Genomic DNA, 22,922 nt, shown 5'->3' on the forward strand with positions numbered 1-22,922 from the left:
GGCACCAGAGCTGCTTCCGCCGAGGCCGGTCGCCGCCGAGCCGGGCGCGGCGGACCACTCACGCCAGGCCCAGCACGCTGAAGCCCTCGCCCCGAGTACGTCCGCCCGAGCCGGACCCCCGACGCCGAAGTCGCTGCCGCCAGGGCCGTCTTGTTCCAACCCTGGCACGGCGGACCCCTTACGCCAGCACACTGAAGCCCCTCACCCCGAGCCCGAGCGCATCCACCCGAGCCAGACCCCCGCCGCCAGAATCCAGCCGCCCACCCGGGCACGGCAGACCGGTCGAGCCGAGCCCGTCCCGGCAAGCGCCAACGGGTTCTCGCTGGGCATGGGTCCCATGTGGTGTGGGACTACCCCATGCCACATGGGGTAGTCCCACGCACCGAACGCCGCATCGGGGGCGATCCGCAAGAATCAAGGTCGCCTTGCCATTTCGCCAGAAGAGGGAACTCGCCCAGCCCGAACGGTCGATCTCTCCGCTACGACAGGCCCCACGCGGCCGTCCCGCCAAACCCGGCCAGGATCAGTCCCGCACCGGTTTCACCGGATCATGCCCCAGCGACATCAACGCCTGCCGCCACCCCGCATCCCCCGCCACCGGCTCCAGATCATCCCGGCGAGAGGCGTGCACCCGGTCCACCACGTCGCGCATTACCTCGACATCGCTCTCGTTCACATCCGACCGGCGTTTGCCCAGGATCGACAGCACCTGCCGGCCGGTCGCGGGCCCCGCCTGGTCCGGCAGCGGTTCTGTCTCCGTTCCGGCCTCCCGGGTGCGCAGCCAGTCGGCCAGCTCTCGCCAGCTCTCGCGAGGTCATGTTCACCACCCGGTGGAATTCCGTCCACAGGTCGTCGTCCACGTGCGCGGCCACCTCGATCACCTCCCGGAGTCGTCGGTAGCCCGGTTACCCGGACCGCGAGACGGCAAACCCGGCAGCTGCGAGTCCACATAGGACCTTCCCCGAGCGGCGATTCGCGCCAGGGCGGCACATCCTGGCTCCGGCACCCCCGCCCGGACAGCTGACGCGATCGTCCAGTGGTCCTCCCACGACCGGGAAAGGTCGCCGTGTTCGGTGAGTTCCGCCAAGAGCCGGTCGGCCATCAGGCGGCGCAGCGGGAGGCGGATCGCGAGCATGCTGCGCAACAGGATCCGGTTGTGCGCGGCCTCGGCCAGCGCGACGTGGAATTCCGCGTCCGCCTCCAGGAAGCGGTCCCAGTCGGTCGAAGCCGCTGCCATCAGGTCGACCAAATCCGTCAGAACCGCCAGCTCAGCGGCGGTTCGGCGGCGGGCGGCCAAGGCGATGACGGTCGATTCGATCGCTTCCCTGGCCTCGACCAGTTCGCGATACTCCGCCACGTCCGAAGCGCCCAGCTGCCACGGGACGAACCGCGCCGCCGAGGGTTCCAGCACGAACGTTCCGACGCCCTGGCGCGTTTCGACCCAGCCGCGCGCCTGCAGCGTCCGGACTGCTTCCCGGACGGTCAGCATCGACACCCCGGCCGAGGCCGCGAAGTGCCGCAGCGACGGCAGCGCGGCCCCGGGAGGCCATTCGCCGCCGAGGATTTTGCGGGTCATCTCTTCGACCAGCGAATCCACCACGCTCACCCGCCGCACCTTGGCCAGCTCCGGCGGCGGTCCCCTCCGTCCCGAGGTCATCGCGCCAGCGTACGGATTGACGGCACTGTTTCAAACACCTAAATTCAGGCCGGGATGCCCACCGAAACTGACCTGCTCGCCGACCTCCGCGCGAACGTTCGCGGCGAGGTGCACGCCGACGTCCGCCGTCGCGCCGAGTACTCCACCGACGCGTCGAATTACCGTGTCGTACCGCAGGTCGTCGTGCTGCCGAGGGAGACCGAGGACGTTCTCGCGACTCTCGAGATCGCCCGCCGCCACGGTGTTCCGCTGACCAGTCGCGGCGGGGGCACATCGGTCGCGGGCAACGCGATCGGGCCGGGCGTGGTCATCGACTTTTCGCGGCATCTCAACCGCATTGTCGACCTCGACCCGCAGGCACGGACCGCGGTCGTCCAGCCCGGCGTCATCCTCGCTGACCTCCAGCGCGCCGCCGCGCCGCACGGGCTGCGCTTCGGTCCCGACCCGTCCACGCACGCCCGCGCGACGCTCGGCGGCATGATCGGCAACAACGCCTGCGGCCCGCACGCGATCGCCTACGGCCGGACCGCGGACAACGTTCGCGAGTTGAGTGTGGTCGACGGCACCGGACGCCAGTTCACCGCTGGTCCGTCCGACGCGGTGCCAGGCCTCGCCGAGCTGATCGACACCCGGCTCAGCTTGCTGCGCACCGAATTCGGCCGGTTCAGCCGCCAGGTTTCCGGCTACTCGCTCGAGCACCTGCTGCCGGAGAACGGCCGGTCGCTCGCCCGCGCGCTGGTCGGCGCCGAGGGCACCCTGGCGGTCACGCTGGAGGCGACCGTCGACCTGGTCGACATCTCCCCCGCGCGGCTGCTGGTCGTGCTCGGTTACCCGGACATGGCGACGGCTGGCGACGTCGTGCCCGGGCTGCTGCCGCACCGGCCGCTGGCTGTCGAAGGGCTCGATGCGCGACTGGTCGACCTCGTGCGCCACCATCGCGGCAACGTTCCCGCGCTCCCGGACGGTGGCGGCTGGCTGATGATCGAGGTCGGCGGCGAGACCGAAGCCGAGGCCCGGCACAACGCTGAGCGGCTCGTCAAAGATTCCCAAGCGCTCGACCACGTTGTGCTGGCCCAGGGCGCCGAGGCGGCCGCGATGTGGCGGATCCGCGAGGACGGGGCCGGGCTGGCGGGCCGGACTCCGACCGGCGAGCAGGCGTGGCCGGGCTGGGAGGACGCCGCCGTCCCGCCTCAACGGCTCGGCGCGTATCTGCGGGATTTCGACGCTCTCCTGGACGAATACGGCCTCGAGGGGCTCCCGTACGGCCACTTCGGCGACGGCTGCGTGCACGTCCGGCTCGGGCTGCCGCTCGAACGCGACGCGTCGGTGTTCCGCGCGTTCATGACCGCCGCCGCCGATCTGGTCGTCGGCTACGGCGGCTCCTTCTCCGGCGAACACGGCGACGGCCGGGCGCGCGGCGAACTGCTGCCGAAGATGTACTCGGCCGAAACGATCGAGCTGTTCGGCGCGGTCAAAAACCTCTTCGATCCCGACGACCTCCTCAACCCGGGCGTCGTCGTCCGGCCGCACCCGCTCGACGCCGATCTCCGCCGCCCGCAAGCACATCCGCTCCCGGTCGTCGCGGGCGGTTTCTCCTTCTCGCACGACGGCGGGGACTTCACCCGCGCCGTGCACCGCTGCGTCGGAGTCGGGAAATGCCGCGCCGACAACCGGGCGGCCGGCGGCTTCATGTGTCCGTCCTATCTCGCCACTCGCGATGAAAAGGACAGCACGCGCGGCCGCGCCCGGGTGCTGCAGGAGGTCGCGAACGGCTCGCTGGTGTCCGGCTGGTCGGACGACGCGGTGCACGAATCGCTTGACCTTTGCTTGTCCTGCAAGGCCTGCGGCAGCGACTGTCCGGCCGGAGTGGACCTGGCGCAGTACAAATCCGAAGCTCTGCACCGGAAGTACCGGCACAAGATCCGCCCCGTTTCGCATTACACGCTGGGCCGGTTGCCGGATTGGATCCGCCTGCTGCACCGAATCCCGGTGCTCGGTCCGTTCGTCGTCAACGCGCTGATGTCGCTCCGCCCGGTCGAGAAGGTCCTGCTAGCACTGTCCGGAGTAGACACTCGACGCCACGCACCGAGGTTCGCCCGCAGATCGTTCACCCGGTCCCGGCGAAGGATCCGCGAGCAGGGCCCGGAAGTCGTGCTGTGGGCGGATTCCTTTTCGGACGGTATGGACACCGAGGTCGCCGAAGCGGTCGCGGCCGTGCTCGCCGACGCCGGATATCGCGTGCTCGTCCCGCCGCGGCGGCCGTGCTGCGGGCTCACCTGGATCACCACCGGCCAGCTCGACACCGCTCGCCGGAAGCTCCGCGATCTCGTGCACACGCTGCGCCCGTACGCGCGGGCCGGGCTTCCGATCGTCGGCGTCGAACCGTCGTGCACCGCCGTTCTGCGGTCCGATCTGCTGGACCTGTTCCCCGACGATCCGGACGCCGCGACGGTCTCCGCCGCGGTCACGACGCTCGCCGAACTCCTTGCCAAGACGGACGGCTGGCGAGCGCCCGATCTGTCCGGCGTCACAGTGGTCGCGCAGCCGCATTGCCACCATCACTCGGTGATGGGCTTCGAGGCCGATCAGGCTCTGCTCGCGACGACCGGAGCGGAGTTGCGCACTCTCGCCGGGTGCTGCGGTCTGGCCGGCAACTTCGGCATGGAACGCGGCCATTACGACGTTTCCGTTGCAGTGGCGGAGAACGCACTGCTCCCGGCCCTGCGAGACAACCCGGACGCCGTGTTCCTCGCCGACGGTTTCTCCTGCCGCACGCAAGCCGATCAATTGGCCGGAGTGCGCGGCGTCCACTTGGCACAATTGCTGAAGCGACGCTGACGCCCGGGGTCAGTGGTCCCAGAAACCTTGCTTCTCCAGCAAGGAAACCGCACGCTCGCCGCCGTCCGAGAAGTGCTTCTCCACAATGGACCGGGCCCGCGACGCCGACCGGGCGCTGAGTGCGTTCAGGATCTTCCGGTGGTCGTCGTGCGCCTTTTCCGGCCAGTCCTCGTGCGCCTCGTAGAACCCGTGCGTCACCGTTTTCGCCAGGATGCCCAGGATCGACACCAGCCGGCGGGAATCGGCGGCGTAGTTGATCCTGCGGTGGAACTCGAAGTTCAGCCGTTCCTGTTCGCCGCGGTCCACTCCGGACTCCATCCGGTCCGCCAGATCGTGCAACGCCCGCAGGCTTTCCGGCGAAAGATTCTTCGCCGCGCGCTCGGCGGCCAAGCCGGAAACGAGGCCGAACACGCGGTAGTGGTCGCGGATGTCGTCGCGCGTCATCCGCGCCACGAACGCGCCTCGGCGGGCGATGTGCTCCACCACGCCTTCGTGGTCGAGCGTGATCAGGGCCTCGCGAATGGGCAGCTTGCTGATGCCGAGCTCGTCCGCCAGCGCCTCCTGGTCGATCTTCGCCCCGGCGCGCAACTGGCCGGAGAAGACCCGTCGCCGGATCTCGTGCGCGGCCAGCGCTTTCAGGTTCGCCGGACCGCTGCGGCGCAGTCCGGCGCCCGTGGCTTCGGGCATCGCCCCGGCCTCCCCTCTGGCGGATGTTCGAGCAGATAAAGTATTACATAAGCCGCCCTGTTCGAGCCCGCCACCGGCCGCCGTTCACCACGGCCAGATGCTGCGTACAGCTGAACGAACAGCGCCACTAGCCCGCGAGGCACCGGGTAATTCCTGATAAAGTATTCACCCCGACCGCCTCGTCCGAAACCAGATCCGAGGAACCCCATGTCCGCACCGGAAGCCTGGGAGCCCTACGCCGCCACCAGCGAAGAAGTGCTCGAACCCGGCCCGGTCGCCGCGCTGGCGGCGTTGTTCGACAACGGGCTCCCCGCGCCTGGCGAAGGCGACGACCTCCCTCCCCTGTGGCATTGGGTGGCTCTCCCCCGCTGGCCGGTGTCGTCACGCCTCGGCCTGGACGGCCATCCCGTGCGCGGCGGGTTCCTGCCCCCGGTCGACCTGCCGCGGCGGATGTTCGCCGGGGGCGAGGTCGTGGTGCACCGCGCGCCGAAGGTCGGCGAGACCGTTCGCCGAAAATCCATTGTGGACTCGGTCACCGAAAAGTCCGGCCGTTCCGGGAAATTGGCGATCGTCCGGGTGCGCACGGAACTGTCCGGAGTGGACGGAACGCTGTACGTCGAGGAACGTCAGGACATGCTCTACCGCGAGGCCGGACCGCCCGCCGCGCCCGCGGTACCGGAAACCGCCGCCGCGCTCGAACCGGTGGGCTCGCCGTTCCGCCGCACCGACGGGCAGAGCTGGGAGTTCGTCACCGATCCGACGCTGCTGATGCGGTTCTCCGCGGCCACCGCGAACGCGCACCGCATCCACTACGACTGGCCGTATGCCACGAGGGTCGAGGGCTATCCCGGCCTCGTCGTGCACGGGCCGTTGATGTCACTCGCCCTCGCCGAGGTGCTGCGCCTCGACTCCCCCGCCTCGCGGGTGCGCCGGATCAGCCATCGCAGCCAGGCGCCGCTGTTCTGCGGACAGCCCGCGCAACTGCGGGCGAGCCCCGGCGCCCGTTCGGTCACGCTCGACCTGCTCGGCCCGTCCGGCCTGAGCACCAGCCTCGCCGTCGAACTGTCCGGAGAAGGCGCGTGATCTGGCGGCAGTGTCCGAAGCAATGGCAAGGTGACGCAGGTGTTCCGGACGACGGAGGGAAGCTGAATGAGCCGCTACGCGCAGTTCGAGAACCTGCGGGTCGACGGACCGGACGAGGACGGCGTCATCGAACTCGTCCTGGACGCGCCGCACCTCAACGCGGTCAGCGAGGACGCGCACGGCGAACTCGCCGACATCTGGCGCGAATTCGACCGCGACCCCGAGGTCAAGGCCGTCCTGCTGCGCGGCGAGGGCAAGGGGTTCTCCGCGGGCGGGTCATTCGACCTGGTCGAGAAGCTGGCGAACGACTTCGAGGCCCGTTCGCGCACCATGCGCGAGGCCCGCGACCTCGTCTACAACGTCATCGACTGCGCCAAGCCGACCGTCTCCGCGATCCACGGCCCGGCTGTCGGCGCGGGCCTGGTCGCCGGGCTGCTCTCGGACATCTCCGTGGCCGCCGCGAACGCCAAGATCATCGACGGCCACACCCGCCTCGGCGTCGCGGCGGGCGACCACGCGGCGGTGTGCTGGCCGCTGCTGTGCGGGATGGCGAAGGCCAAGTACTACCTGATGACCTGCCGTCCGATGACCGGAGCCGAGGCCGAGCGGATCGGGCTGGTGTCGCTGTGTGTCGAGGAGGAGGCCGGGCTGCTGCCGACCGCGCGGGAGATCGCGCACGAGCTGGCGAACGGCGCGCCGAACGCGATCCGCTGGACGAAGCAGAGCCTCAACCTCTGGTACCGGCAGCTCGCGGGCGCGATCTTCGACTCCTCGCTGGCGCTGGAGTTCTACGGTTTCGCCGGTCCTGAGGTCCGCGAAGGGCTCGCTTCGCATCGCGAGCGGCGGAAGCCGGACTTCACCCGCGTGCACGACCGGGAAAACTGACCAAGCAGAGGCGGTCCGCGGGGAAACCTTTCACTGCGGACCGTGCGTCAGCGGCAGATTGAACGAATACCGCGACGCCCGGTAAACGTGCCAGCCGAACTCGACCACCCGGCCCGTTTCGTCGTACGTCGTGCGCTGCATCGTCAGCAACGCCGCGCCGGGCGATTCGTCCAGCAGCGCCGCGTCCTCCTCGGTCGCCAGCCGCGCGCCGATGCTCTGCTGCGCCGAATGCAGCCGGATCCCCGCCTGCCGCAGCAGCTGATAGAGCCCCTGCGAGCGCAATTCGTCGTCGTCGACGTCGAGAACGCCGTCCGGGAGGCAGTTGTTCATGACCGCCAGCGGTTCGCCTCCCGTGCAGCGGATCCGCTTCAACCGGCGCACTCGCTTCAGCTCGGGAGCCTCCAGCACAGCGGCGGCCTCGGCATCGGCCGGTTCGACGCGGTTGACCAGCACCTGCGACGACGGCGTCTCGCCCAGTCCGGCGAGGTCGTCGAACAGGCTGCTCAGGCGCAGCGGCCGGGCGACTTTCGTGCGCACCACCTGGGTGCCGACGCCGCGTTTGCGCACCAGCAAACCCTGGTTCACCAGCGACTGAATCGCCTGCCGCACGGTCGGCCTCGACAGCCGCAGCCCCGCCGCGAGGTCGAGTTCGTTCGCGAGCCGGGAGCCCGCGGGGAGGCGGCCGTCGTCGATCGCGGCGTGCAATTGGCGCGCGACCTGGAAGTACAGCGGCTCGGGGCTCGCCGGGTCCACCGCGATCCCGCGGACCGGGTCCCAGGCCGGACTGGTGCTCATCGCCGAAGCCTACCGTGCGTATGTCCATATGTCTTGACAAAGTCCTCGGCCACGGGGCACGGTCGGGGCACAGCCTGCGAGGAGGACGCGATGACCACGGGGTTCGACCTCGTCACGATGGGCCGGATCGGGGTGGACCTCTACCCGCTGCAGACCGGCGTCGGACTGGAGGACGTCACCTCGTTCGGCAAATACCTCGGCGGCAGCGCGACCAACGTCGCGGTCGCCGCCGCCCGGTACGGCCGGCGCAGCGCGGTGATCACGAAGACCGGCGACGACCCGTTCGGCCGGTTCCTGCGCCGCGCGCTCGCCGGGTACGGCGTGGCCGACCGGTACGTCGGCACCTCGCCGCGACTGCCGACGCCGGTGACGTTCTGCGAAGTCTTCCCACCCGACGATTTCCCGCTCTACTTCTACCGTTTCCCCAAGGCACCGGACCTCGACATCACGGTCGACGACCTGGATCTCGACGCGATCCGCTCGGCGAAAGTCTTCTGGGCGACAGTGACCGGCCTGTCGCAGGAACCGAGCCGCTCGGCCACGCTCGCCGCGCTGGAAGCCCGTGGCCGCAAGGGAATCACCGTGCTCGACCTCGATTACCGGCCGATGTTCTGGGAGTCCCGCGAGCAGGCGCGCGAATGGGTCGGCAAGGCGCTGGAACACGCGACGGTCGCGGTCGGCAACCTCGACGAATGCGACACCGCGGTGGCGCTGCGCGAACCTCGGGCAGCGGCGAAAGCGTTACGGGACAAGGGTATCTCGCTCGCGGTGGTGAAGCAGGGACCGAAGGGCGTGCTCGCGGTGGACGACACCGGCGAGGCAGAGGTGCCGCCGGTTCCGGTGGAGGTGGTCAACGGCCTCGGCGCGGGCGACGCGTTCGGCGGCGCGTTGGTGCACGGACTGCTGTCCGGCTGGGACATCGAGCGGATCATGCGCTTCGCGAACGCCGCGGGCGCGCACGTCGCCGGGGAACTCGCCTGCTCGGACGCGATGCCCACGGAGGACCAGGTACTGCGCAGGCTCGGAGGGACGGAATGAATACCGTCGAGCGGATCGTCGCCAAACGGGTGCACGATCCGGACGCGATCGCCGAGGCGGCCGCTGCGCGGATACGCGCGAAATCGCCGTTCAACGACAAGGGCGCGGCGATGATCATCGCGGCCGATCATCCCGCGCGCGGCGCGAACGCGGTCGGCGCGGATCCCCTGGCGATGGCCGATCGCGGCGAGTTGCTGGACCGGCTCTGTCTCGCGCTGGAACGCCCGGGCGTCACCGGGGTGCTCGCGACCCCGGACGTGATCGACGACCTGCTGCTGCTCGGCGTGCTGGACGGCAAGACCGTGCTCGGGTCGATGAACCGCACCGGGCTGGCCGGGTCGAGCTTCGAGATCGACGACCGGTTCGCCTGCTACGACGCGGAAACCATCGCCCGGATGCGGTTCGACGGCGGGAAGATGCTCACCCGGATCTGCCTGGACGACCCGGCGACGCCGAGCGTCCTGGAGAACACCGCGAAGGCCATCGACTCGCTCGCCGACCGGAAGCTGCTCGCGATGGTCGAACCGTTCCTGTCCGGATGGATCGACGGGAACATCAAGAACGACCTCTCCCCCGAGGCGGTCATCCGGTCCATCACGATCGCGTCCGGACTCGGCCGATCGTCGGCCTACACCTGGCTGAAGCTGCCGGTGGTCGCCGAGATGGAGCGGGTCCTGGCCGCCTCCACGCTGCCCGCGGTGCTGCTCGGCGGCGAGGTGACCGACCCGGACGCGGCGTTCGCGTCCTGGCGGGAGGCGCTCGCGCTGCCGACGGTGCAGGGTTTGGTGGTCGGACGCTCGCTGCTCTATCCGCACGACGGCGACGTGGCCAAGGCAGTCGATACGGCGGTGGGGTTGTTGTGAACCAGTTCAGCCTTGTCATCACTCCCGAATCGGCCGGATGGGGTTACTCCGGCCTGCGCGTGCTGGAACTCGACGGCACCGAGACTTTCTCCACCGGCGACGCGGAAACGCTCGTGCTCCCGTTGTCCGGCAGCTGCACGGTGTCGGTCGACGACGAGACGTTCGAGCTGACCGGTCGTACCGGCGTGTTCGACGCGGTCACCGATTTCGCTTACCTGCCAAGGGATGCCGAAGCAACGGTCACGGGTCAAGGCCGATTCGCACTGCCGTCGGCGAAAACCTCGAAGCGGTTGCCCGCGCGATACGGCCCGGCAAAGGGCGTGCCTACTGAGCTGCGCGGCGCGGGAAATTGCAGCCGCCAGGTCAACAACTACTGCCTCCCGCACACCTTCGACGCCGACCAGCTGCTCGTCTGCGAAGTCCTCACCCCGGGCGGGAACTGGTCGTCCTACCCGCCGCACAAGCACGACGAGGCGCGCGAGAGCGAAAGCGAGCTCGAGGAGATCTACTACTTCGAGGTCGCCGGCGGCGGCATGGGCTACCAGCGGGTCTACGGCACTCCGGAGCGTCCGATCGACATCCTGGAAGAGGTCCGCAGCGGCGACGTCGTGCTGATTCCGCACGGCTGGCACGGTCCCTCGATGGCCGCGCCTGGCTACGACCTGTACTACCTGAACGTGATGGCCGGTCCCGGACCCGAACGGGCGTGGCTGATCTGCGACGACCCCGCGCACGCGTGGGTGCGCCAGACCTGGGAATCCCAGGACGTCGATCCCCGGCTGCCGTTCGGAGGCGCACGATGAGGCTGACCACCGCGCAAGCCCTCGTGCGCTTCCTGGCCAGCCAATACTCCGAGCGCGACGGCGTCGAACACCGGCTGATCCCGGGCTGCTTCGGGATTTTCGGGCACGGCAACGTCGCCGGGCTCGGCCAGGCCCTGCTGCAGGCCGCGCACACCGGCGAGTTCCCGTACTACCTCGCCCGCAACGAGCAGGGCCAGGTGCACGCCGCGACCGCGTTCGCGAAAATGCGCAACCGGCTCCAGACGTTCGCCTGCACCGCGTCCACCGGTCCCGGCTCCACGAACATGATCACCGGAGCCGCGCTGGCCACCACGAACCGGCTTCCCGTCCTCCTGCTGCCGAGCGATGTTTTCGCCGGCCGGGGCCCGGATCCCGTGTTGCAGCAACTGGAAGACGCGCGCTACGGCGACGTCTCGGTGAACGACGCCTTCCGCCCGGTGTCGAAGTACTTCGACCGGATCACCCGGCCCGAACAGCTGATCCCGGCCGCCCTCGCCGCGATGCGCGTGCTGACCGATCCGGTGGAAACCGGTGCCGTCACGCTCGCGCTGCCGCAAGACGTGCAGGCCGAAGCCTGCGATTGGCCCGACGACTTCTTCCGCCGCCGAGTCTGGCACGTCGACCGTCCAGTGCCTGCTCCCGAAGCCTTGGCCCGTGCCGCGGAGCTGCTGCGTTCGGCGAAAGCACCGCTGATCGTCGCGGGCGGCGGCGTTGTGTACTCCGAGGCTTGGCCGGAGCTGCGCGCTTTTGCCTCGGCTACCGGCATCCCCGTCGCCGACACACATGCGGGCAAGGGGGCGGTGCCGTGGGATCACCCGTGCGCGGTCGGCGGTCTCGGCTCCACCGGCACGGCCGCCGCGAACGCCCTGGCCGCGGAAGCCGACGTCGTGCTGGGAATCGGCACCCGGTACAGCGACTTCACCACCGCTTCGCACACCGTCTTCGGCAATCCGGACGTGCGGTTCGTGAACCTCAACGTCGCCCGGTTCGACGCCGCGAAACACTCCGCCGAGACGGTGGTCGCCGACGCCCGGCGCGGATTGGAAGCCTTGTCGGCCGCACTGTCCGGTTGGCACGTTTCTGACGCCTATCGCGCGCGGGCCCGGCAACTCGCCGACGACTGGAACCGCACCGCCGACACCTGCTTCGACCTCGGTCACGCTCCCCTGCCCGCGCAAACCGAGATCCTCGGTGCGCTGAACCGCTCGCTCGACGACAGCGACGTCGTGATCAACGCCGCCGGTTCCATGCCCGGCGACCTGCAGATGCTGTGGCGGGCGAGAGATCCCAAGGCGTACCACGTGGAATACGCCTACTCCTGCATGGGATACGAGATCGCCGCGGGCGTCGGGGTGAAGCTGGCCGCGCCGGACCGCGAGGTCGTGGTGCTGGTCGGCGACGGCTCGTATCTGATGATGGCGCAGGAAATCGTCACGCTGATCGCCGAACGGCTCAAGGTGATCATCGTGCTGGTGCAGAACCACGGGTTCGCTTCGATCGGGTCGCTGTCGGAATCACTGGGCTCACAACGGTTCGGTACGTCTTATCGGTATCGCGCCGACAACGGCTTGCTGGAGGGCGACGTCCTGCCGGTCGATCTCGCGGCGAATGCGGCGAGCCTCGGCGCGACTGTGCTGCGCGCGTCCACTGTGGACGAGTTCCGGGCGGCGTTGAAGCAGGCCAAGGCGAATTCGGCGACGACAGTGGTGCACGTGGAGACGGATCCGCTCGCACCCAACCCGCCGGGCTCGGCGTGGTGGGAAGTACCGGTGAGCGAAGTGTCCGATTTGGACTCGACGAGCGCGGCTTACGAGACTTACGCGGAAGAGAAACGGAACCAACGCCACTACCTCTGACGCTTCGGCCCACACCGAACCATTCCCGGGTCACCCTTGTCTCGTGACCGCAACGACCTCCGCACGCAGGCAACGACTGGCCCTGATCGCACTGTGCCTGCCGTTCTTCATCGTCCAGCTCGACGCGACCGTGGTGAACGTCGCCGTCGAGGCGATCCGGCGCGACCTCGGCGGCGGCCTGGGCGGTGAACAATGGGTGATCGCGAGCTACACCATCGCGCTGGCCGCGGGCATGCTCACCGCGGGCTCGCTCGGCGACCGCTACGGCTCGCGGCGGGTGTGCGTGCTGGGGACCGTCGTGTTCGGGGTCGGGTCCGCGCTGTGCTCGCTGGCCCCGACCATCTCGGTGCTGATCCTCTCGCGGACCCTGCAAGGCGTCGGCGCGGCCGCGTTGCTGCCGTGCTCGCTCGCGCTGATCGTCCGGCAGTTCCCGGAACCGCGAGCGCGGGCGCACGCGCTCGGCCTGTGGGGCGGCATCGCGGCTATCGGCCTCGCGACCGGCCCGGTGGCGGGCGGCGTGCTCATCGCGCTGGTCGACTGGCGCGCGATCTTCTGGGTCAACGTCCCGGTAGCCGCGCTCGCCATCGCGCTGACCTGCCGTTATGTCGTCGAGTCGCCGGGGCGGAACCGCCGCCTCGATCCGTACGGGCTCGTCCTCGGCACTGTCGCCCTGTCCGCGCTCGCCGGCGGGCTGATCCAGGTCGGCCGGTCCGGCTGGGCAGTGCCGCTGATCGTCGTCGGCCTGCTGACCGGACTCGCGTTCCTCCTGGTCGAGCGCCGCCGGCGCGATCCGATGCTGCCGTTGGCGATCTTCTCGTCCCGCCCGTTCTCCGCCGCGAGCACCGCCGGGCTGCTCTTCAATTTCTGCCTCTACGGCACCCTGCTCTGCCTGTCGCTGTTCCTCCAAGGCCCGCTCCACCAGTCCGCCTACGCGACCGGCATGCTTACGCTCCCGCTCACCGTCGCGATCGGCATCGGAGTCACCGCCAGCGGACGGCTCACCGCGCGTTTCGGCCCTCGCGTCCCGATGCTGACCGGCTTCAGCCTCGCCGGTCTCGGTGCGGTCCTGCTGGTCACGGCTGATTCGGTGCCGATGGCGGTGGCGGGCGGCGTGGTGCTGTGCTGCTGCTCGATCGCGATGCCCGCGATGACGTCGGTCGCGATGTCGACGCCGCCCGAGGAGCACACCGGGCTCGCCAGCGGAGTCCTGAACACCGCCCGGCAGACCGGCGGCGCGCTGGGCACCGCGGTGCTCGGCACCCTGCTCACCGCGGGCTCGACGATGTCGATGAGCGTCCCGATGACCGTGGTCGCCCTCGGCTACGCGGCGGCGGTCGGCTGCACACTGCTGGCGACCCGGCGACGGGAACTGGCCGCCGCTCGCTAACCCGGCAGGAACCGCGCCCGCAGATCCGGCCGCAGAAACGCCGCCGGGGAAGCGATCGACAGGCCGCCGTCCACCGGCAACACCACTCCCGTCACGAACGAGGCCCGGTCGGACGCCAGGAACTCGACCGCGTCCGCCACCTCGCGCGGAGTTCCGGTGCGGCCCAGCGGATAGCCCTCGGTCACTCCTGGCAGGCCGGTCGCGCCGATCATCCCCGGCGCGACCGCGTTCACCCGGATGCCGCGCGGTCCGTACTCGAGCGCCAACTGCCGCACCAAACCGTCCACTCCGGACTTCGCCGCCGCGTAACCCGGCAGCCCGGGGGCGGCGAGGAACCCGTTCACCGACGTCACCGCGACGATCGACCCGCCGGGCGGCATCACCCGCAACGCCGCGCGAGCCGGGTAGAACGCCGCGTCCAGAGTGTTGGAGATCGCGGAGTGCCACTGGGCGTCGGTGGTGTCGACGGCCGCCGCGACGGGCTGTGCGGCGGCGGCCAGAACCAGGACATCCACCGCTCCGGCGTGCTGGACAATCGCGTCCGCGCCGTCCGAAGTGGACGCATCGGCGACCACGAAATCCGCGTACGCCGGGTGGTTCGCCGCCGCCAAGCCCGCGCCGATCACGCGGTCCCCAGCGAATGCCTCGGCAATGGCGATCCCGATGGCCGAACCGCCGCCAATGACGACTATTGACCGGCTCACCACGCCAGCTCTTCGAGGATCTCGTTCAGCGCCTTCCCGGTCACGGCATCCAACGGACGGGCTGGCAGCCGCACAGTCGCCGAAGCGATGATTCCCCGCCGCACCAGGATTTCCTTGTGCACGGCCCACGCCTGCCCCGGCCGAACGCCCAGGTGGATCAGCGGGAGCAGCCGCGCGAACCCGGCGCGCGCGTCGGACCGGCGTCCGGCAGCGAGATCGTCCAGGACCACTCGCAGCACATCGGTGAACTCGCAAGCGGGCATGGTCCCGACGGCGCCGTTGTCGTACTCCTCGATCAGCGCCTGCGCGTTCTGCCCGCCCAGCACGGCGATCCCGAAATCGCGCACCGCGGCGACCTTGACCGGCGTCGGCGGCGACTCGACCTTGATCGACGTGATGCCCTCGACCCCGGCCAGCGCGGCCACCGCCGCCGGATCGATCGACACTCCGGTGACGCCGGGCGCGTCCTGGATCATCACCGGCAGGTCGGCCTGGGCGGCGATCTCGGAGAAGAATTCCACGACCTGACCAGGGCCGGGCTTCACCAGGAACGGCGGCAGGACCATGATCTGGTCGGACCCGCCGTCCGCGGCGAGTCGCGCCTGTTCCAGCGCGGGAGCGATCCCGGTCCCGTTCACCCCGGCGACGACCGGCACCTCCGGACCGGTCACGGCACGCACCTCGCGCAGGATCACTTCCCGCTCCGCGGCGGACAGAGCGAACCCCTCGCTGGCCATGCCGAAGACGGCGACCCCGTCAGCGCCCGCCGACAGCTCGAACTCGACCAGCGAGCGGAGCGACGGCACATCGAGCGATCCGTCCGGGGCGAACGGGGTGGCCAGGATGGGAATGAGCCCGATCGGCGGGTTCGACACAGCGTCAGTTCTCCTTCGCGAGCGTAGCGACCAAATCAGCATCGACGTCGATGCCCAGCCCTGGCCCGGACGGCACCGCGAAGCCGGTCGGGCCCGCGGTCAACGGGGTGCGCAGGATGCTTTGCGCCACCGGAATCGTGTCGGGCTGGTACTCGAAGTACGGGGTGTCCGCACTCGCCGCGGACACGTGGATCCCGGCCGCCAGTGAGATCCCGAGGCCGACGGAATGGTGACAGACAACAGGAACGTGACAAGCCGAAGCAAGCTCCACAATGGACATAGCCTCGGTGATGCCCGTGCGCGCGACGTCCGGCTGAGCCAGCCGCAGCGCGCGGCGGCCTAGCCAGTCGGCGAATTCGTACCGGTTGCGCATCGCCTCGCCGACCGCGACCGGGGTCGTGATTCGCGAGGCAAGTTCGCGGTGCCCGTCGACATCCTCGGGCACCAGCGGCGCTTCGAAGAACAACGCGCCCCGGCGGTCCAGTTCGCGACCCAGCTCGACGGCCTCGCCGATCCGGTACGCCCAGTGCGCGTCGAGCGCGATCTTCATCTCCGGCGCGGCCGCGGCGACCGCGTCGAAGGTCGCCAGGTCGGTTTCGATTCCCTTGCCAGCAGCCAGCTTTACCCTCGTCGCACCCTGACGCGCCCAGTCCGCGGCGAGGGCGGCGCGTTCCTCGTCGGTGGAGCGGGCGAGGCCGGAGATGTACACCTCGACGTGGTCGCGGTGCGCGCCGCCGAGCAGTTGCGCGACCGATTGCCCGGTCAGTTTGCCGTAGAGGTCCCACAGCGCGATGTCGACGGCGGCCAGTGCGTCGGCCTGGTGTCCGACGAGGTGGCCGCGTTCCCGCATCAGGTCGCGCAGTCCGTGCCAGAGCGGGCGCGGCCCGGTCAGCTCACGGCCGCGCAGCCAACCGGCGAGGAGCCGGTCGACGATCGTCGCGACGACCTCCGGGCCGACGGGAGCGAGCGCCTCGCCCCAGCCGGTCGTGCCGTCGTCCGCGGTGATCTTCACCAGCATCGTCTCGAACCGGCCGGAGTAGAGGCTGCGCCACGGCTCGCGCACCACGTAACCCTGGTCCGCGCCCAGTTCGCTGCCGTCCTCGAGCGCACCGAGATATGCCCGCCGACCAGCGGGTTTGAGCACGTAGGTCGTGACGTCGGCAATGCGCATGCAGCCCTCCAACACCAGGATTCAGGAAGTCAGCTCCAACTTTTGCATGTCACTTGCGAAATATGCAACTACTATCCATACTCGGGACCATGGTTTCCGAGACCGGTGGCAATCAGAGCGTCGAGCGAGCCTCGGCGGTGCTTCGCGCCTTCACACCCGGCCGCCCCGCGCTGCGCGTGTCCGATGTGGCAGCGGAGGTCGGGCTGGGTGTATCCACCACCTCACGCCTGCTCGCGACGCTCGAAGCGGCCGAGCTGGTGCAACGCGATCCGGTGAGCCAGCTGTACGAGCTGGGCCCGGCGGTGCTGACCATGGCGGGCATCGCGCTCAACAACGATCCGATCTACCGGCAGGCCCGCCCGGTCGCCCAGCGGCTGGCCTGGGAACTCGGGCTGGGCGCGAACGTCGCGGTGCGCCGCGGCTCGTCGCTGTTCTACCTGCTGAACGTCGAAGGCCAGCTGGCCCAGAAGTCGTTTTCCCTGATGGGGCAGCTCAATCCGCTGCACGCCACCGGCATGGGCAAGAGCCTGCTGCTCGACACCACCGCCAAGCAGCGCGCCGAACTGCTCGGCGCCGAACCGCTGCCCGGGTTCACCTCGCACACCCACACCACCCTCGACGCCCTCGGCACCGACCTGACCGCAGCTGCCGGGCGCGGCTACACCACCGAGATCGAGGAACTCGCGCTGGGCCGGGCCTGCATCGCCGCGCCGGTGCGCGACCACACCGGCGAGATCGCCGCCGCGATTTCGCTGTCCGGCGCGCTTTCCGCCATCGCGCTGGACGAACGCGAGGCCGAACTCGGCGCGCTCATCGTCGAAGCGGCCGACACGGTCAGCATCGGGCTCGGCTACCTCGGCCCGGCCCACACTCCCTCCCCCGTCCGTCCGTGAAGGGCTCCTTGGGGGAATCTGATTCCCCCAAGGAGCCCTTCACGGAACGGTCCCGCCGACAGACAACGAGGTCCGTCATGTCCGAACAGACGCTGGGAACTTCGGCTCCGGCAACGGTTTCGCCGCGCAAGGTCGTGTTCGCCGCCGGTGCCGGCCACTTCGTGGAGTGGTTCGACGTCGGCCTCTACGGCACGCTGTCGGCCTTCATCGCCGACAACTTCTTCGCGGACGGCGACGCCACCGCCGCACTGCTGTAGACGTTCGCGGTGTTCGCCGCCGGGTTCGTGATCCGGCCGCTGGGCGGGCTGTTCTTCGGCCCGCTAGCCGACCGCATCGGCAGGCAGCGAGTGCTCGCGATCGTCGTGCTGGCGACGTCGCTGTCGACGTTCGCCATCGGCGTGCTCCCGACGCATCAGGCGGTCGGCACCCTCGCGCCGCTGCTGCTCGTGCTCGCCCGGCTGGTGCAGGGCTTCGCCGCGGGCGGCGAGACGTCCAGCGCGGTCACCGTTCTCTACGAATTCGCGCCGCCGAACCGTCGCGGCTACTACACGAGTTTCTCCAACACATTCGGTTTCGCCGCCTTCGTTGTCGGCTCCGGGCTCGCGCTGCTGCTCACCGCGACGCTCGGCGACGCGACGATGTCCGCGTGGGGCTGGCGGTTGCCGTTCCTGCTGGCCCTTCCGCTCGGCCTGGCCGGGCTGTACCTGCGAACACGGCTCACGGACACGCCGGAGTTCCACGATCTCGAACGCACCGGCCAGGTCGCCGAAAGCCCGCTGCGCGACTCCTTCCGCACCGGCGGCCGAGCGATGCTGGTGCTCGCCGGACTCGTCGTGGTCAAGGGTGTCGCGCACTGGACGCTGCAGACGTTCATGCCGAGTTATCTGCAGAAAACGCTGCACTTCTCGAAAATCGAATCGTTCGTCGCGGCCACGGTGTGTTTGGCCGTCGTAGCCGCGGCGGTTCCGGTCGCCGGTGCGCTGTCCGACCGGATCGGACGCAAACCGCTGCTCATCGCGAGCACTGCCGGGTTCGTCGTGCTGACCTGGCCCGCGCTTGTGCTGATGTCGCTGGGAAACCCGGTGCTCGCCGTCGTCGGGATGGTGGTTCTAGGTCTGCTGATCGCCGCTTACGACGGTGCCGCGGGCGCGGCGATGGCCGAATTGTTCCCGCCGCGCATCCGTTCCGGCGCGATCGCGATTCCGTACAACATCGCGGTTTCGCTTTTCGGCGGCACCGCGCCGTACATCGCGACCTGGCTCGTCGCCGCGACCGGCTACAAGCTCTCCCCGGCCTTCTACATCATGCTGGCCGCCGTGATCACGCTCGTGACGGTGCTGCGCGGGATCCGCGAAACCGCCGGACCCCGCGCCCGCTGAACCTCAGGGCACGAGCAGGGTCGCCCGGTGCACCAGCCATTCCAGCGGACCGCGCCGCCGCCACTGCCGCCACGCCGCCGACGCGGCCAGCATCACCGCGACCACCGTCACCAGGAACACGAAGGAATACGGCTTCGGCACCAGCTTCAAGACCGCGAAATGTGCCGCATACCAGGTAAAAGCCATTCCGCCGGCGGCCGCGAGCGGCCATAGCGCGCGACGGCCGAGCGGCCGGTCCAAGGCGATCAGCAGCCCGCCGAGCAACACCATCGCGACGCCGATCATGAGCACGATGCCGAGCGGGCTGGTGGCATACAGCGATCCGTCCGGCGGCATCGCCAGCAGCACCTGCCACGGCATCCCAGGCGGCGGAGTCGTCGCGATCGCCTCGGCTCCGCCCAGCGGATAGGTGGCGATCCACGAAGCCAGGATCGACCCGGCGGCGAGCACGAACCCGGTGTACAGCAACCGCATCCGGACCTGGTGCGCGCGAAGGTCGAGGCGGCCGATCGCCATTCCCGCCAATGCCAGAGGCAGGCCGTACGCGACCTGGAAACCGCCGCCGAACAGCACCATCCCCTTGAAGAACTCGCCCCACTGCTCGGGATGCCCGAAGATCGCGAGCCCGCTCGCCGTTTCGGACCCGGACATCATCCAGTCGGAATGGGCGTTGAGCACCCAGAACGCGTAAAGCGTCATCGCGGGGACGGCGATTCCGGAGAGAATGAACAGCGTCCGTGCGCGCAGCCGGGTCAGCGGCAGCAGAAGCAGCAGGAGCACCGCGTAGTACTCGATCACCGACATGCCGTACTCGTCGATCGCCAGGCTGAGCAGGAACAACACCACCGCCCGGACCGCGAGCCTGCCGCGGGCGCGCCACTTCTCGTTCCCCTCGTACGGGGTCGCGCCGCCGGTCATCAACGCCGCGGACAGCCCGAACAGCAGCACGAACAGGCTCATCGCCCGGGACGACGTCTGCACGTTCAGCCACGTCAGGAACCCAGGGGCCGCCTGGGGCGGGCCGCCGTGCAGCCAGCCGCTCGCGAAGAAATGCTCGATGAACACCCCGACGATCGCCAGCGCCCGGACCGCGTCCACGCCCAGCAACCGTCCCTTCGGCACCCGCGTTTCCGCCGGGTCCCGCACCGTTTCCGTCCTCATCGGACTCCTCCCTGGTCGATTCCCCGCCAAGGTAGGAACCGCGGATCACCGGCCGCCGGGAATCGCGTTGCGGTGGCCCGGAGGAAACCCATCGGTTGGGTAACAGCGCACCCTGAGCAGCGCGCGGACGGCAAAATGGCTACTGTGCGAAGCATGCGGAGGACGGCGGTCGCGGTGTTCGCGGTGCTGTCGCTCACTGCTTGCTCCGATGTGGACGGTGTGCGCGTCGCCGGGCCGGCTCCGCCAGCGGCGGCAGCCCCGGCACCGGCGAACAACCCGCGCGGCCCGACCGTGGACGCGGTCGCTCTCCTGCGCGCGGATCCGACGGTCAGTGCCAGGACGAAGGCGGCGTTGCGACCGTGTCCGTACGGTCCGAGCGCCGGGTCGTATCCCGTCAGCACCGCCTACCACGAGCTGACCGGCGAGGTCGACGTCGTGGTGAACGTCTATCCGTGCGGCGCGGTCGGTGCCCCGGGCACTGGCAGCAGCGGCGCGACCGGTGTGCCGGTCAGCGCGTATCTCGGCGGCTACGTCTACGCCATCGGCGGGAAACAGCTGTTCAGGCTGGAGAACTCCGGTGCCATGCTGACCGTGCTCGACGGACAGCTGGCCACGATGTCGGCGACCGGCCCGAACAACGGGGTGGCCCGCTACCGCTGGACCGGCACCGGTTTTTCGCCGGAATGAGAGGGACATGACGCAGGTACTGCTCGTCGAGGACGACGACGTGATCCGGGAAGCGACGCAGCTCGCGCTCGAACGCGCCGGGTTCCGGGTCGCGACGGCCGCGGACGGGCTCGCCGGGCTCGACCAGTTCCGCGCGCAGCCGCCGGACGTGGCGTTGCTCGACGTGATGCTGCCCGGGCTCAACGGCGTCAGCCTGTGCCGGCGGATCCGCGAGGAAAGCCGGACGCCGGTGCTGATGGTCTCCGCCCGCGACGATTCGGTCGACGTCGTGCTCGGCCTCGAAGCCGGTGCCGACGACTACGTCACGAAGCCGTTCGACACCGCGGTGCTGATCGCGCGGATCCAGGCGGTGCTGCGGCGAAGCGGCTGGTCCGGGCCCGAGGAGGACGCGTTCGTCCGCTTCGGCGACCTCGAAATCGACCGCGCCGGGCTCGACGTGCGCCGGGCCGGTCAGCCGGTGGACCTGACCCCCACCGAACTGCGGCTGCTGCTGCGTTTCGCCGAATCGCCCGGGACTGTGCTCAGCCGGGACACGCTGCTGGCCAGCGTCTGGGATTACGCGTGGGGCGGCGATACGCGAGTGGTCGACGTCCACGTGCAACGGCTGCGCGTGAAAATCGGCCAGGAACGGCTGCAGACCGTGCGGGGCTTCGGCTACAAGCTCCGCGCCGAGCCGTGAAACTCTTCCCGGCCACGCTGCGGTGGCGGCTGACCGCGGCGGTGACCCTCGTGTCGGCCGCCGTCGCGCTGACGCTGAGTTTGTTGGTGCACCAGCAATTCGCGCGCACGCAAGCCGAGCAGGCACGGCATGCGCAGGACGAATGGATCCAGCTGCTTCTGCGCAATCCTGGTGTCGACGGCCAATTCGACGATCCGACGCTGCCCGCGCCCCTGCGCGACGCCGTCCGCGGCGGCAACCGAGCGACCTATTTGGACGGACCGGTTTTGTGGGCAGCGGCCGAAACCGGTGGTCACGTCGTCTCGGTGCGGACCAGTTATGCCTCGCAAACGCAAGCACTGGCCACTTTGGACCGGGAATTGCTGGCGGGTTCCGCTGTCGTGACCGTCGCCGGGGCGCTGCTGGGCGTCGTGCTCGGCGCCGGGATGGCACGTCGGCTCCGGCGGGCCGCCGATGCCGCCCGGGACGTCGCGAACGGCGCTCCAGCCAGGGTGCGCGACGCGATCGGGCCGCGGCCGCGCGACGAAGCAGCCGATCTCGCCCAGGCGGTCGACGCGATGGCGGACGCGTTGCAGGCGCGATTGGCCGCGGAACAACGGGTCACCGCGGACATCGCCCACGAACTGCGAACCCCCGTGACCGGCCTGGTGACCGCCGCTGAACTGCTGCCACCCGGACGTCCGGCCGAACTGGTCCGCGACCGAGTCGCCGCGCTGCGATCGCTGGTGGAGGACGTACTGGAGGTGGCTCGCTTGGACACCGCCGCCGAGCGCGCGGACCTGGCGGAGATCGACCTGGCGGAGTTCGTGCGGCGCCGAGTGCCGGACGCGGTGGCTCCTCGAGCGGTCCAAGTGCGGACGGATCCCCGGCGGCTGGAACGGATTCTGGCGAACCTGCTGTCGAACGCGGCCAAGCATGGAGCCGCGCCGGTGACAGTCGAGGTCGACGGCCGATGCGTGGTGGTCAGCGACCAGGGGCCAGGGTATCCGGACGTCCTGCTCCGGGAAGGACCCGCGCGATTCCGAACCGGCACAGCCGCCCGCGGCGGCGGACACGGACTGGGATTGACGATCGCGGTCGCGCAAGCGCGGGTGCTTGGGGCGGAACTGGAGTTCGGAAACCCTCCGGAAGGCGGGGCACAGGCGGTGCTTCGGCTGCCGGAGCTGGCGGTCCGTGAAGGGCCCCTCGAAGGAATCTGATTCCCTCAAGGAGCCCTTCACGGACCTCAAGACCTGGCCACATGGTGACAAATAGGACATTTCGGCACGATTGACGTCCTTTGTGGACAGTTAGCAGGACGAGTCCTCGAAGCTGAGGTTCCCGGCATTGAATCCGCGAGGGGCCCCCTCACGGCCCACGCCCCAACAGCCACCCGCGCACCCAGCTATCGAGGCACCCAGCCCCCGCCCTGCACCCCGATACGAAGCCTCCCTGCGGTCTGGGGTTGCTTGTCAAGGCATCTTTCCCGCCTTGACAAGCAA

The 22,922-nt window shown here is 69.7% G+C and carries 21 protein-coding genes and 1 pseudogene; 14 read left to right on the forward strand and 8 right to left on the reverse strand.

Annotation, left to right across the window (positions count from 1 at the left end):
• Nucleotides 1-523 precede the first annotated feature (523 nt).
• Nucleotides 524-818, reverse strand: a pseudogene (locus tag ABZX37_RS38225) (DUF3140 domain-containing protein).
• A 59-nt stretch (nt 819-877) separates the two neighbouring features.
• The gene (locus tag ABZX37_RS38230) at nt 878-1,657 is read right to left on the reverse strand and encodes an FCD domain-containing protein (RefSeq protein WP_354748085.1); all 780 of its coding nucleotides are present in this window, start codon (nt 1,655-1,657) and stop codon (nt 878-880) included.
• Between the two features lie 54 nt (nt 1,658-1,711).
• Between ABZX37_RS38230 and ABZX37_RS38235 the strand changes: the two genes are divergently transcribed.
• Complete coding sequence (locus ABZX37_RS38235) at nt 1,712-4,495, forward strand: FAD-binding and (Fe-S)-binding domain-containing protein (protein ID WP_354748087.1); 2,784 nt, start codon at nt 1,712-1,714, stop codon at nt 4,493-4,495.
• A gap of 9 nt (nt 4,496-4,504) precedes the next feature.
• Here ABZX37_RS38235 and ABZX37_RS38240 read toward each other — a convergent pair whose 3' ends face one another.
• Nucleotides 4,505-5,182: a GntR family transcriptional regulator gene (locus ABZX37_RS38240; protein ID WP_354748089.1), complete on the reverse strand. Its 678-nt coding sequence runs from the start codon at nt 5,180-5,182 to the stop codon at nt 4,505-4,507.
• Between the two features lie 207 nt (nt 5,183-5,389).
• Here ABZX37_RS38240 and ABZX37_RS38245 point away from each other — a divergent pair, with 207 nt between their 5' ends.
• Nucleotides 5,390-6,265, forward strand: coding sequence for a MaoC family dehydratase N-terminal domain-containing protein (locus ABZX37_RS38245; RefSeq protein ID WP_354748091.1), 876 nt, complete (start codon nt 5,390-5,392; stop codon nt 6,263-6,265).
• A gap of 66 nt (nt 6,266-6,331) precedes the next feature.
• Entirely contained in the window at nt 6,332-7,150 is an 819-nt protein-coding gene (locus tag ABZX37_RS38250; RefSeq protein WP_354748093.1) for an enoyl-CoA hydratase/isomerase family protein, read from the forward strand.
• 30 nt (nt 7,151-7,180) lie between these two features.
• Here the strand turns inward: ABZX37_RS38250 and ABZX37_RS38255 are convergent, their stop codons facing one another.
• The gene (locus ABZX37_RS38255; RefSeq protein ID WP_354748095.1) at nt 7,181-7,945 is read right to left on the reverse strand and encodes a GntR family transcriptional regulator; all 765 of its coding nucleotides are present in this window, start codon (nt 7,943-7,945) and stop codon (nt 7,181-7,183) included.
• 90 nt (nt 7,946-8,035) lie between these two features.
• Here ABZX37_RS38255 and iolC point away from each other — a divergent pair, with 90 nt between their 5' ends.
• From iolC to ABZX37_RS38280, 5 genes are read left to right on the forward strand one after another with little or no spacing between them, the layout of a single operon-like run.
• Complete coding sequence (iolC, locus tag ABZX37_RS38260) at nt 8,036-8,983, forward strand: 5-dehydro-2-deoxygluconokinase (protein WP_354748097.1); 948 nt, start codon at nt 8,036-8,038, stop codon at nt 8,981-8,983.
• The gene (locus tag ABZX37_RS38265; RefSeq protein ID WP_354748099.1) at nt 8,980-9,846 is read left to right on the forward strand and encodes an aldolase; all 867 of its coding nucleotides are present in this window, start codon (nt 8,980-8,982) and stop codon (nt 9,844-9,846) included. Before iolC ends, ABZX37_RS38265 begins: the two co-directional genes overlap by 4 nt.
• The gene (gene iolB, locus ABZX37_RS38270; protein WP_354748101.1) at nt 9,843-10,649 is read left to right on the forward strand and encodes a 5-deoxy-glucuronate isomerase; all 807 of its coding nucleotides are present in this window, start codon (nt 9,843-9,845) and stop codon (nt 10,647-10,649) included. The genes ABZX37_RS38265 and iolB overlap by 4 nt, the downstream gene beginning before the upstream one ends.
• Nucleotides 10,646-12,505, forward strand: a complete 1,860-nt coding sequence (iolD, locus tag ABZX37_RS38275) for a 3D-(3,5/4)-trihydroxycyclohexane-1,2-dione acylhydrolase (decyclizing) (RefSeq protein WP_354748103.1) — start codon at nt 10,646-10,648, stop codon at nt 12,503-12,505. Before iolB ends, iolD begins: the two co-directional genes overlap by 4 nt.
• A 43-nt stretch (nt 12,506-12,548) precedes the next feature.
• A complete protein-coding gene (locus ABZX37_RS38280; RefSeq protein ID WP_354748105.1) occupies nt 12,549-13,892 on the forward strand; it encodes an MFS transporter in 1,344 nt (447 codons plus the stop codon).
• Here ABZX37_RS38280 and ABZX37_RS38285 read toward each other — a convergent pair.
• Genes ABZX37_RS38285 through ABZX37_RS38295 form a run of 3 tightly spaced genes read right to left on the reverse strand, consistent with a single transcriptional unit; the run spans nt 13,889 to nt 16,642 of the window.
• A complete protein-coding gene (locus ABZX37_RS38285) occupies nt 13,889-14,596 on the reverse strand; it encodes an SDR family oxidoreductase (RefSeq protein WP_354748107.1) in 708 nt (235 codons plus the stop codon). The genes ABZX37_RS38280 and ABZX37_RS38285 overlap by 4 nt on opposite strands.
• A complete protein-coding gene (locus tag ABZX37_RS38290; protein WP_354748109.1) occupies nt 14,593-15,471 on the reverse strand; it encodes a dihydrodipicolinate synthase family protein in 879 nt (292 codons plus the stop codon). The genes ABZX37_RS38285 and ABZX37_RS38290 overlap by 4 nt, the downstream gene beginning before the upstream one ends.
• Nucleotides 15,472-15,475: 4 nt before the next feature.
• The gene (locus ABZX37_RS38295) at nt 15,476-16,642 is read right to left on the reverse strand and encodes a mandelate racemase/muconate lactonizing enzyme family protein (RefSeq protein ID WP_354748111.1); all 1,167 of its coding nucleotides are present in this window, start codon (nt 16,640-16,642) and stop codon (nt 15,476-15,478) included.
• Nucleotides 16,643-16,731: 89 nt separating this feature from the next.
• Here ABZX37_RS38295 and ABZX37_RS38300 point away from each other — a divergent pair, with 89 nt between their 5' ends.
• The 3 genes from ABZX37_RS38300 (at nt 16,732) to ABZX37_RS38310 (ending at nt 18,914) form a co-directional block, all read left to right on the forward strand.
• On the forward strand, nt 16,732-17,535 hold the full coding sequence (locus ABZX37_RS38300) for an IclR family transcriptional regulator (protein ID WP_354748113.1): 804 nt from the start codon (nt 16,732-16,734) through the stop codon (nt 17,533-17,535).
• Between the two features lie 77 nt (nt 17,536-17,612).
• Nucleotides 17,613-17,792: a hypothetical protein gene (locus ABZX37_RS38305; RefSeq protein ID WP_354748115.1), complete on the forward strand. Its 180-nt coding sequence runs from the start codon at nt 17,613-17,615 to the stop codon at nt 17,790-17,792.
• 9 nt (nt 17,793-17,801) lie between these two features.
• A complete protein-coding gene (locus tag ABZX37_RS38310) occupies nt 17,802-18,914 on the forward strand; it encodes an MFS transporter (protein WP_354748117.1) in 1,113 nt (370 codons plus the stop codon).
• Between the two features lie 3 nt (nt 18,915-18,917).
• On the opposite strand, the gene ABZX37_RS38315 is transcribed toward ABZX37_RS38310, so the two are convergent.
• Nucleotides 18,918-20,075, reverse strand: a complete 1,158-nt coding sequence (locus ABZX37_RS38315) for a DUF418 domain-containing protein (RefSeq protein WP_354748119.1) — start codon at nt 20,073-20,075, stop codon at nt 18,918-18,920.
• 153 nt (nt 20,076-20,228) lie between these two features.
• On the opposite strand from ABZX37_RS38315, the gene ABZX37_RS38320 reads away from it, so the two are divergent.
• The 3 genes from ABZX37_RS38320 to ABZX37_RS38330 are packed head-to-tail and all read left to right on the forward strand — an operon-like array spanning nt 20,229 to nt 22,640.
• Nucleotides 20,229-20,762 (forward strand): hypothetical protein, encoded by a 534-nt coding sequence (locus ABZX37_RS38320; protein WP_354748120.1) that lies wholly within the window; start codon nt 20,229-20,231, stop codon nt 20,760-20,762.
• Nucleotides 20,763-20,769: 7 nt separating this feature from the next.
• Nucleotides 20,770-21,441, forward strand: coding sequence for a two-component system response regulator CseB (gene cseB / locus ABZX37_RS38325; protein ID WP_354748122.1), 672 nt, complete (start codon nt 20,770-20,772; stop codon nt 21,439-21,441).
• Complete coding sequence (locus ABZX37_RS38330; protein ID WP_354748124.1) at nt 21,438-22,640, forward strand: HAMP domain-containing sensor histidine kinase; 1,203 nt, start codon at nt 21,438-21,440, stop codon at nt 22,638-22,640. The genes cseB and ABZX37_RS38330 overlap by 4 nt, the downstream gene beginning before the upstream one ends.
• Nucleotides 22,641-22,922 lie beyond the last annotated feature (282 nt).

The organism is Amycolatopsis sp. NPDC004079 (genome assembly GCF_040610415.1).
In the GTDB taxonomy this organism is placed as follows: domain Bacteria; phylum Actinomycetota; class Actinomycetes; order Mycobacteriales; family Pseudonocardiaceae; genus Amycolatopsis; species Amycolatopsis halotolerans.

Coding starts and splice junctions, on each gene's coding strand:
- ABZX37_RS38230 (WP_354748085.1), bottom strand. CDS start 1,657: ATGACCTCGGGACGGAGGGGACCGCCGCCGGAGCTGGCCAAGGTGCGG.
- ABZX37_RS38235 (WP_354748087.1), top strand. CDS start 1,712: ATGCCCACCGAAACTGACCTGCTCGCCGACCTCCGCGCGAACGTTCGC.
- ABZX37_RS38240 (WP_354748089.1), bottom strand. CDS start 5,182: ATGCCCGAAGCCACGGGCGCCGGACTGCGCCGCAGCGGTCCGGCGAAC.
- ABZX37_RS38245 (WP_354748091.1), top strand. CDS start 5,390: ATGTCCGCACCGGAAGCCTGGGAGCCCTACGCCGCCACCAGCGAAGAA.
- ABZX37_RS38250 (WP_354748093.1), top strand. CDS start 6,332: ATGAGCCGCTACGCGCAGTTCGAGAACCTGCGGGTCGACGGACCGGAC.
- ABZX37_RS38255 (WP_354748095.1), bottom strand. CDS start 7,945: ATGAGCACCAGTCCGGCCTGGGACCCGGTCCGCGGGATCGCGGTGGAC.
- iolC (WP_354748097.1), top strand. CDS start 8,036: ATGACCACGGGGTTCGACCTCGTCACGATGGGCCGGATCGGGGTGGAC.
- ABZX37_RS38265 (WP_354748099.1), top strand. CDS start 8,980: ATGAATACCGTCGAGCGGATCGTCGCCAAACGGGTGCACGATCCGGAC.
- iolD (WP_354748103.1), top strand. CDS start 10,646: ATGAGGCTGACCACCGCGCAAGCCCTCGTGCGCTTCCTGGCCAGCCAA.
- ABZX37_RS38295 (WP_354748111.1), bottom strand. CDS start 16,642: ATGCGCATTGCCGACGTCACGACCTACGTGCTCAAACCCGCTGGTCGG.
- ABZX37_RS38300 (WP_354748113.1), top strand. CDS start 16,732: ATGGTTTCCGAGACCGGTGGCAATCAGAGCGTCGAGCGAGCCTCGGCG.
- ABZX37_RS38305 (WP_354748115.1), top strand. CDS start 17,613: ATGTCCGAACAGACGCTGGGAACTTCGGCTCCGGCAACGGTTTCGCCG.
- ABZX37_RS38315 (WP_354748119.1), bottom strand. CDS start 20,075: ATGAGGACGGAAACGGTGCGGGACCCGGCGGAAACGCGGGTGCCGAAG.
- ABZX37_RS38320 (WP_354748120.1), top strand. CDS start 20,229: ATGCGGAGGACGGCGGTCGCGGTGTTCGCGGTGCTGTCGCTCACTGCT.
- cseB (WP_354748122.1), top strand. CDS start 20,770: ATGACGCAGGTACTGCTCGTCGAGGACGACGACGTGATCCGGGAAGCG.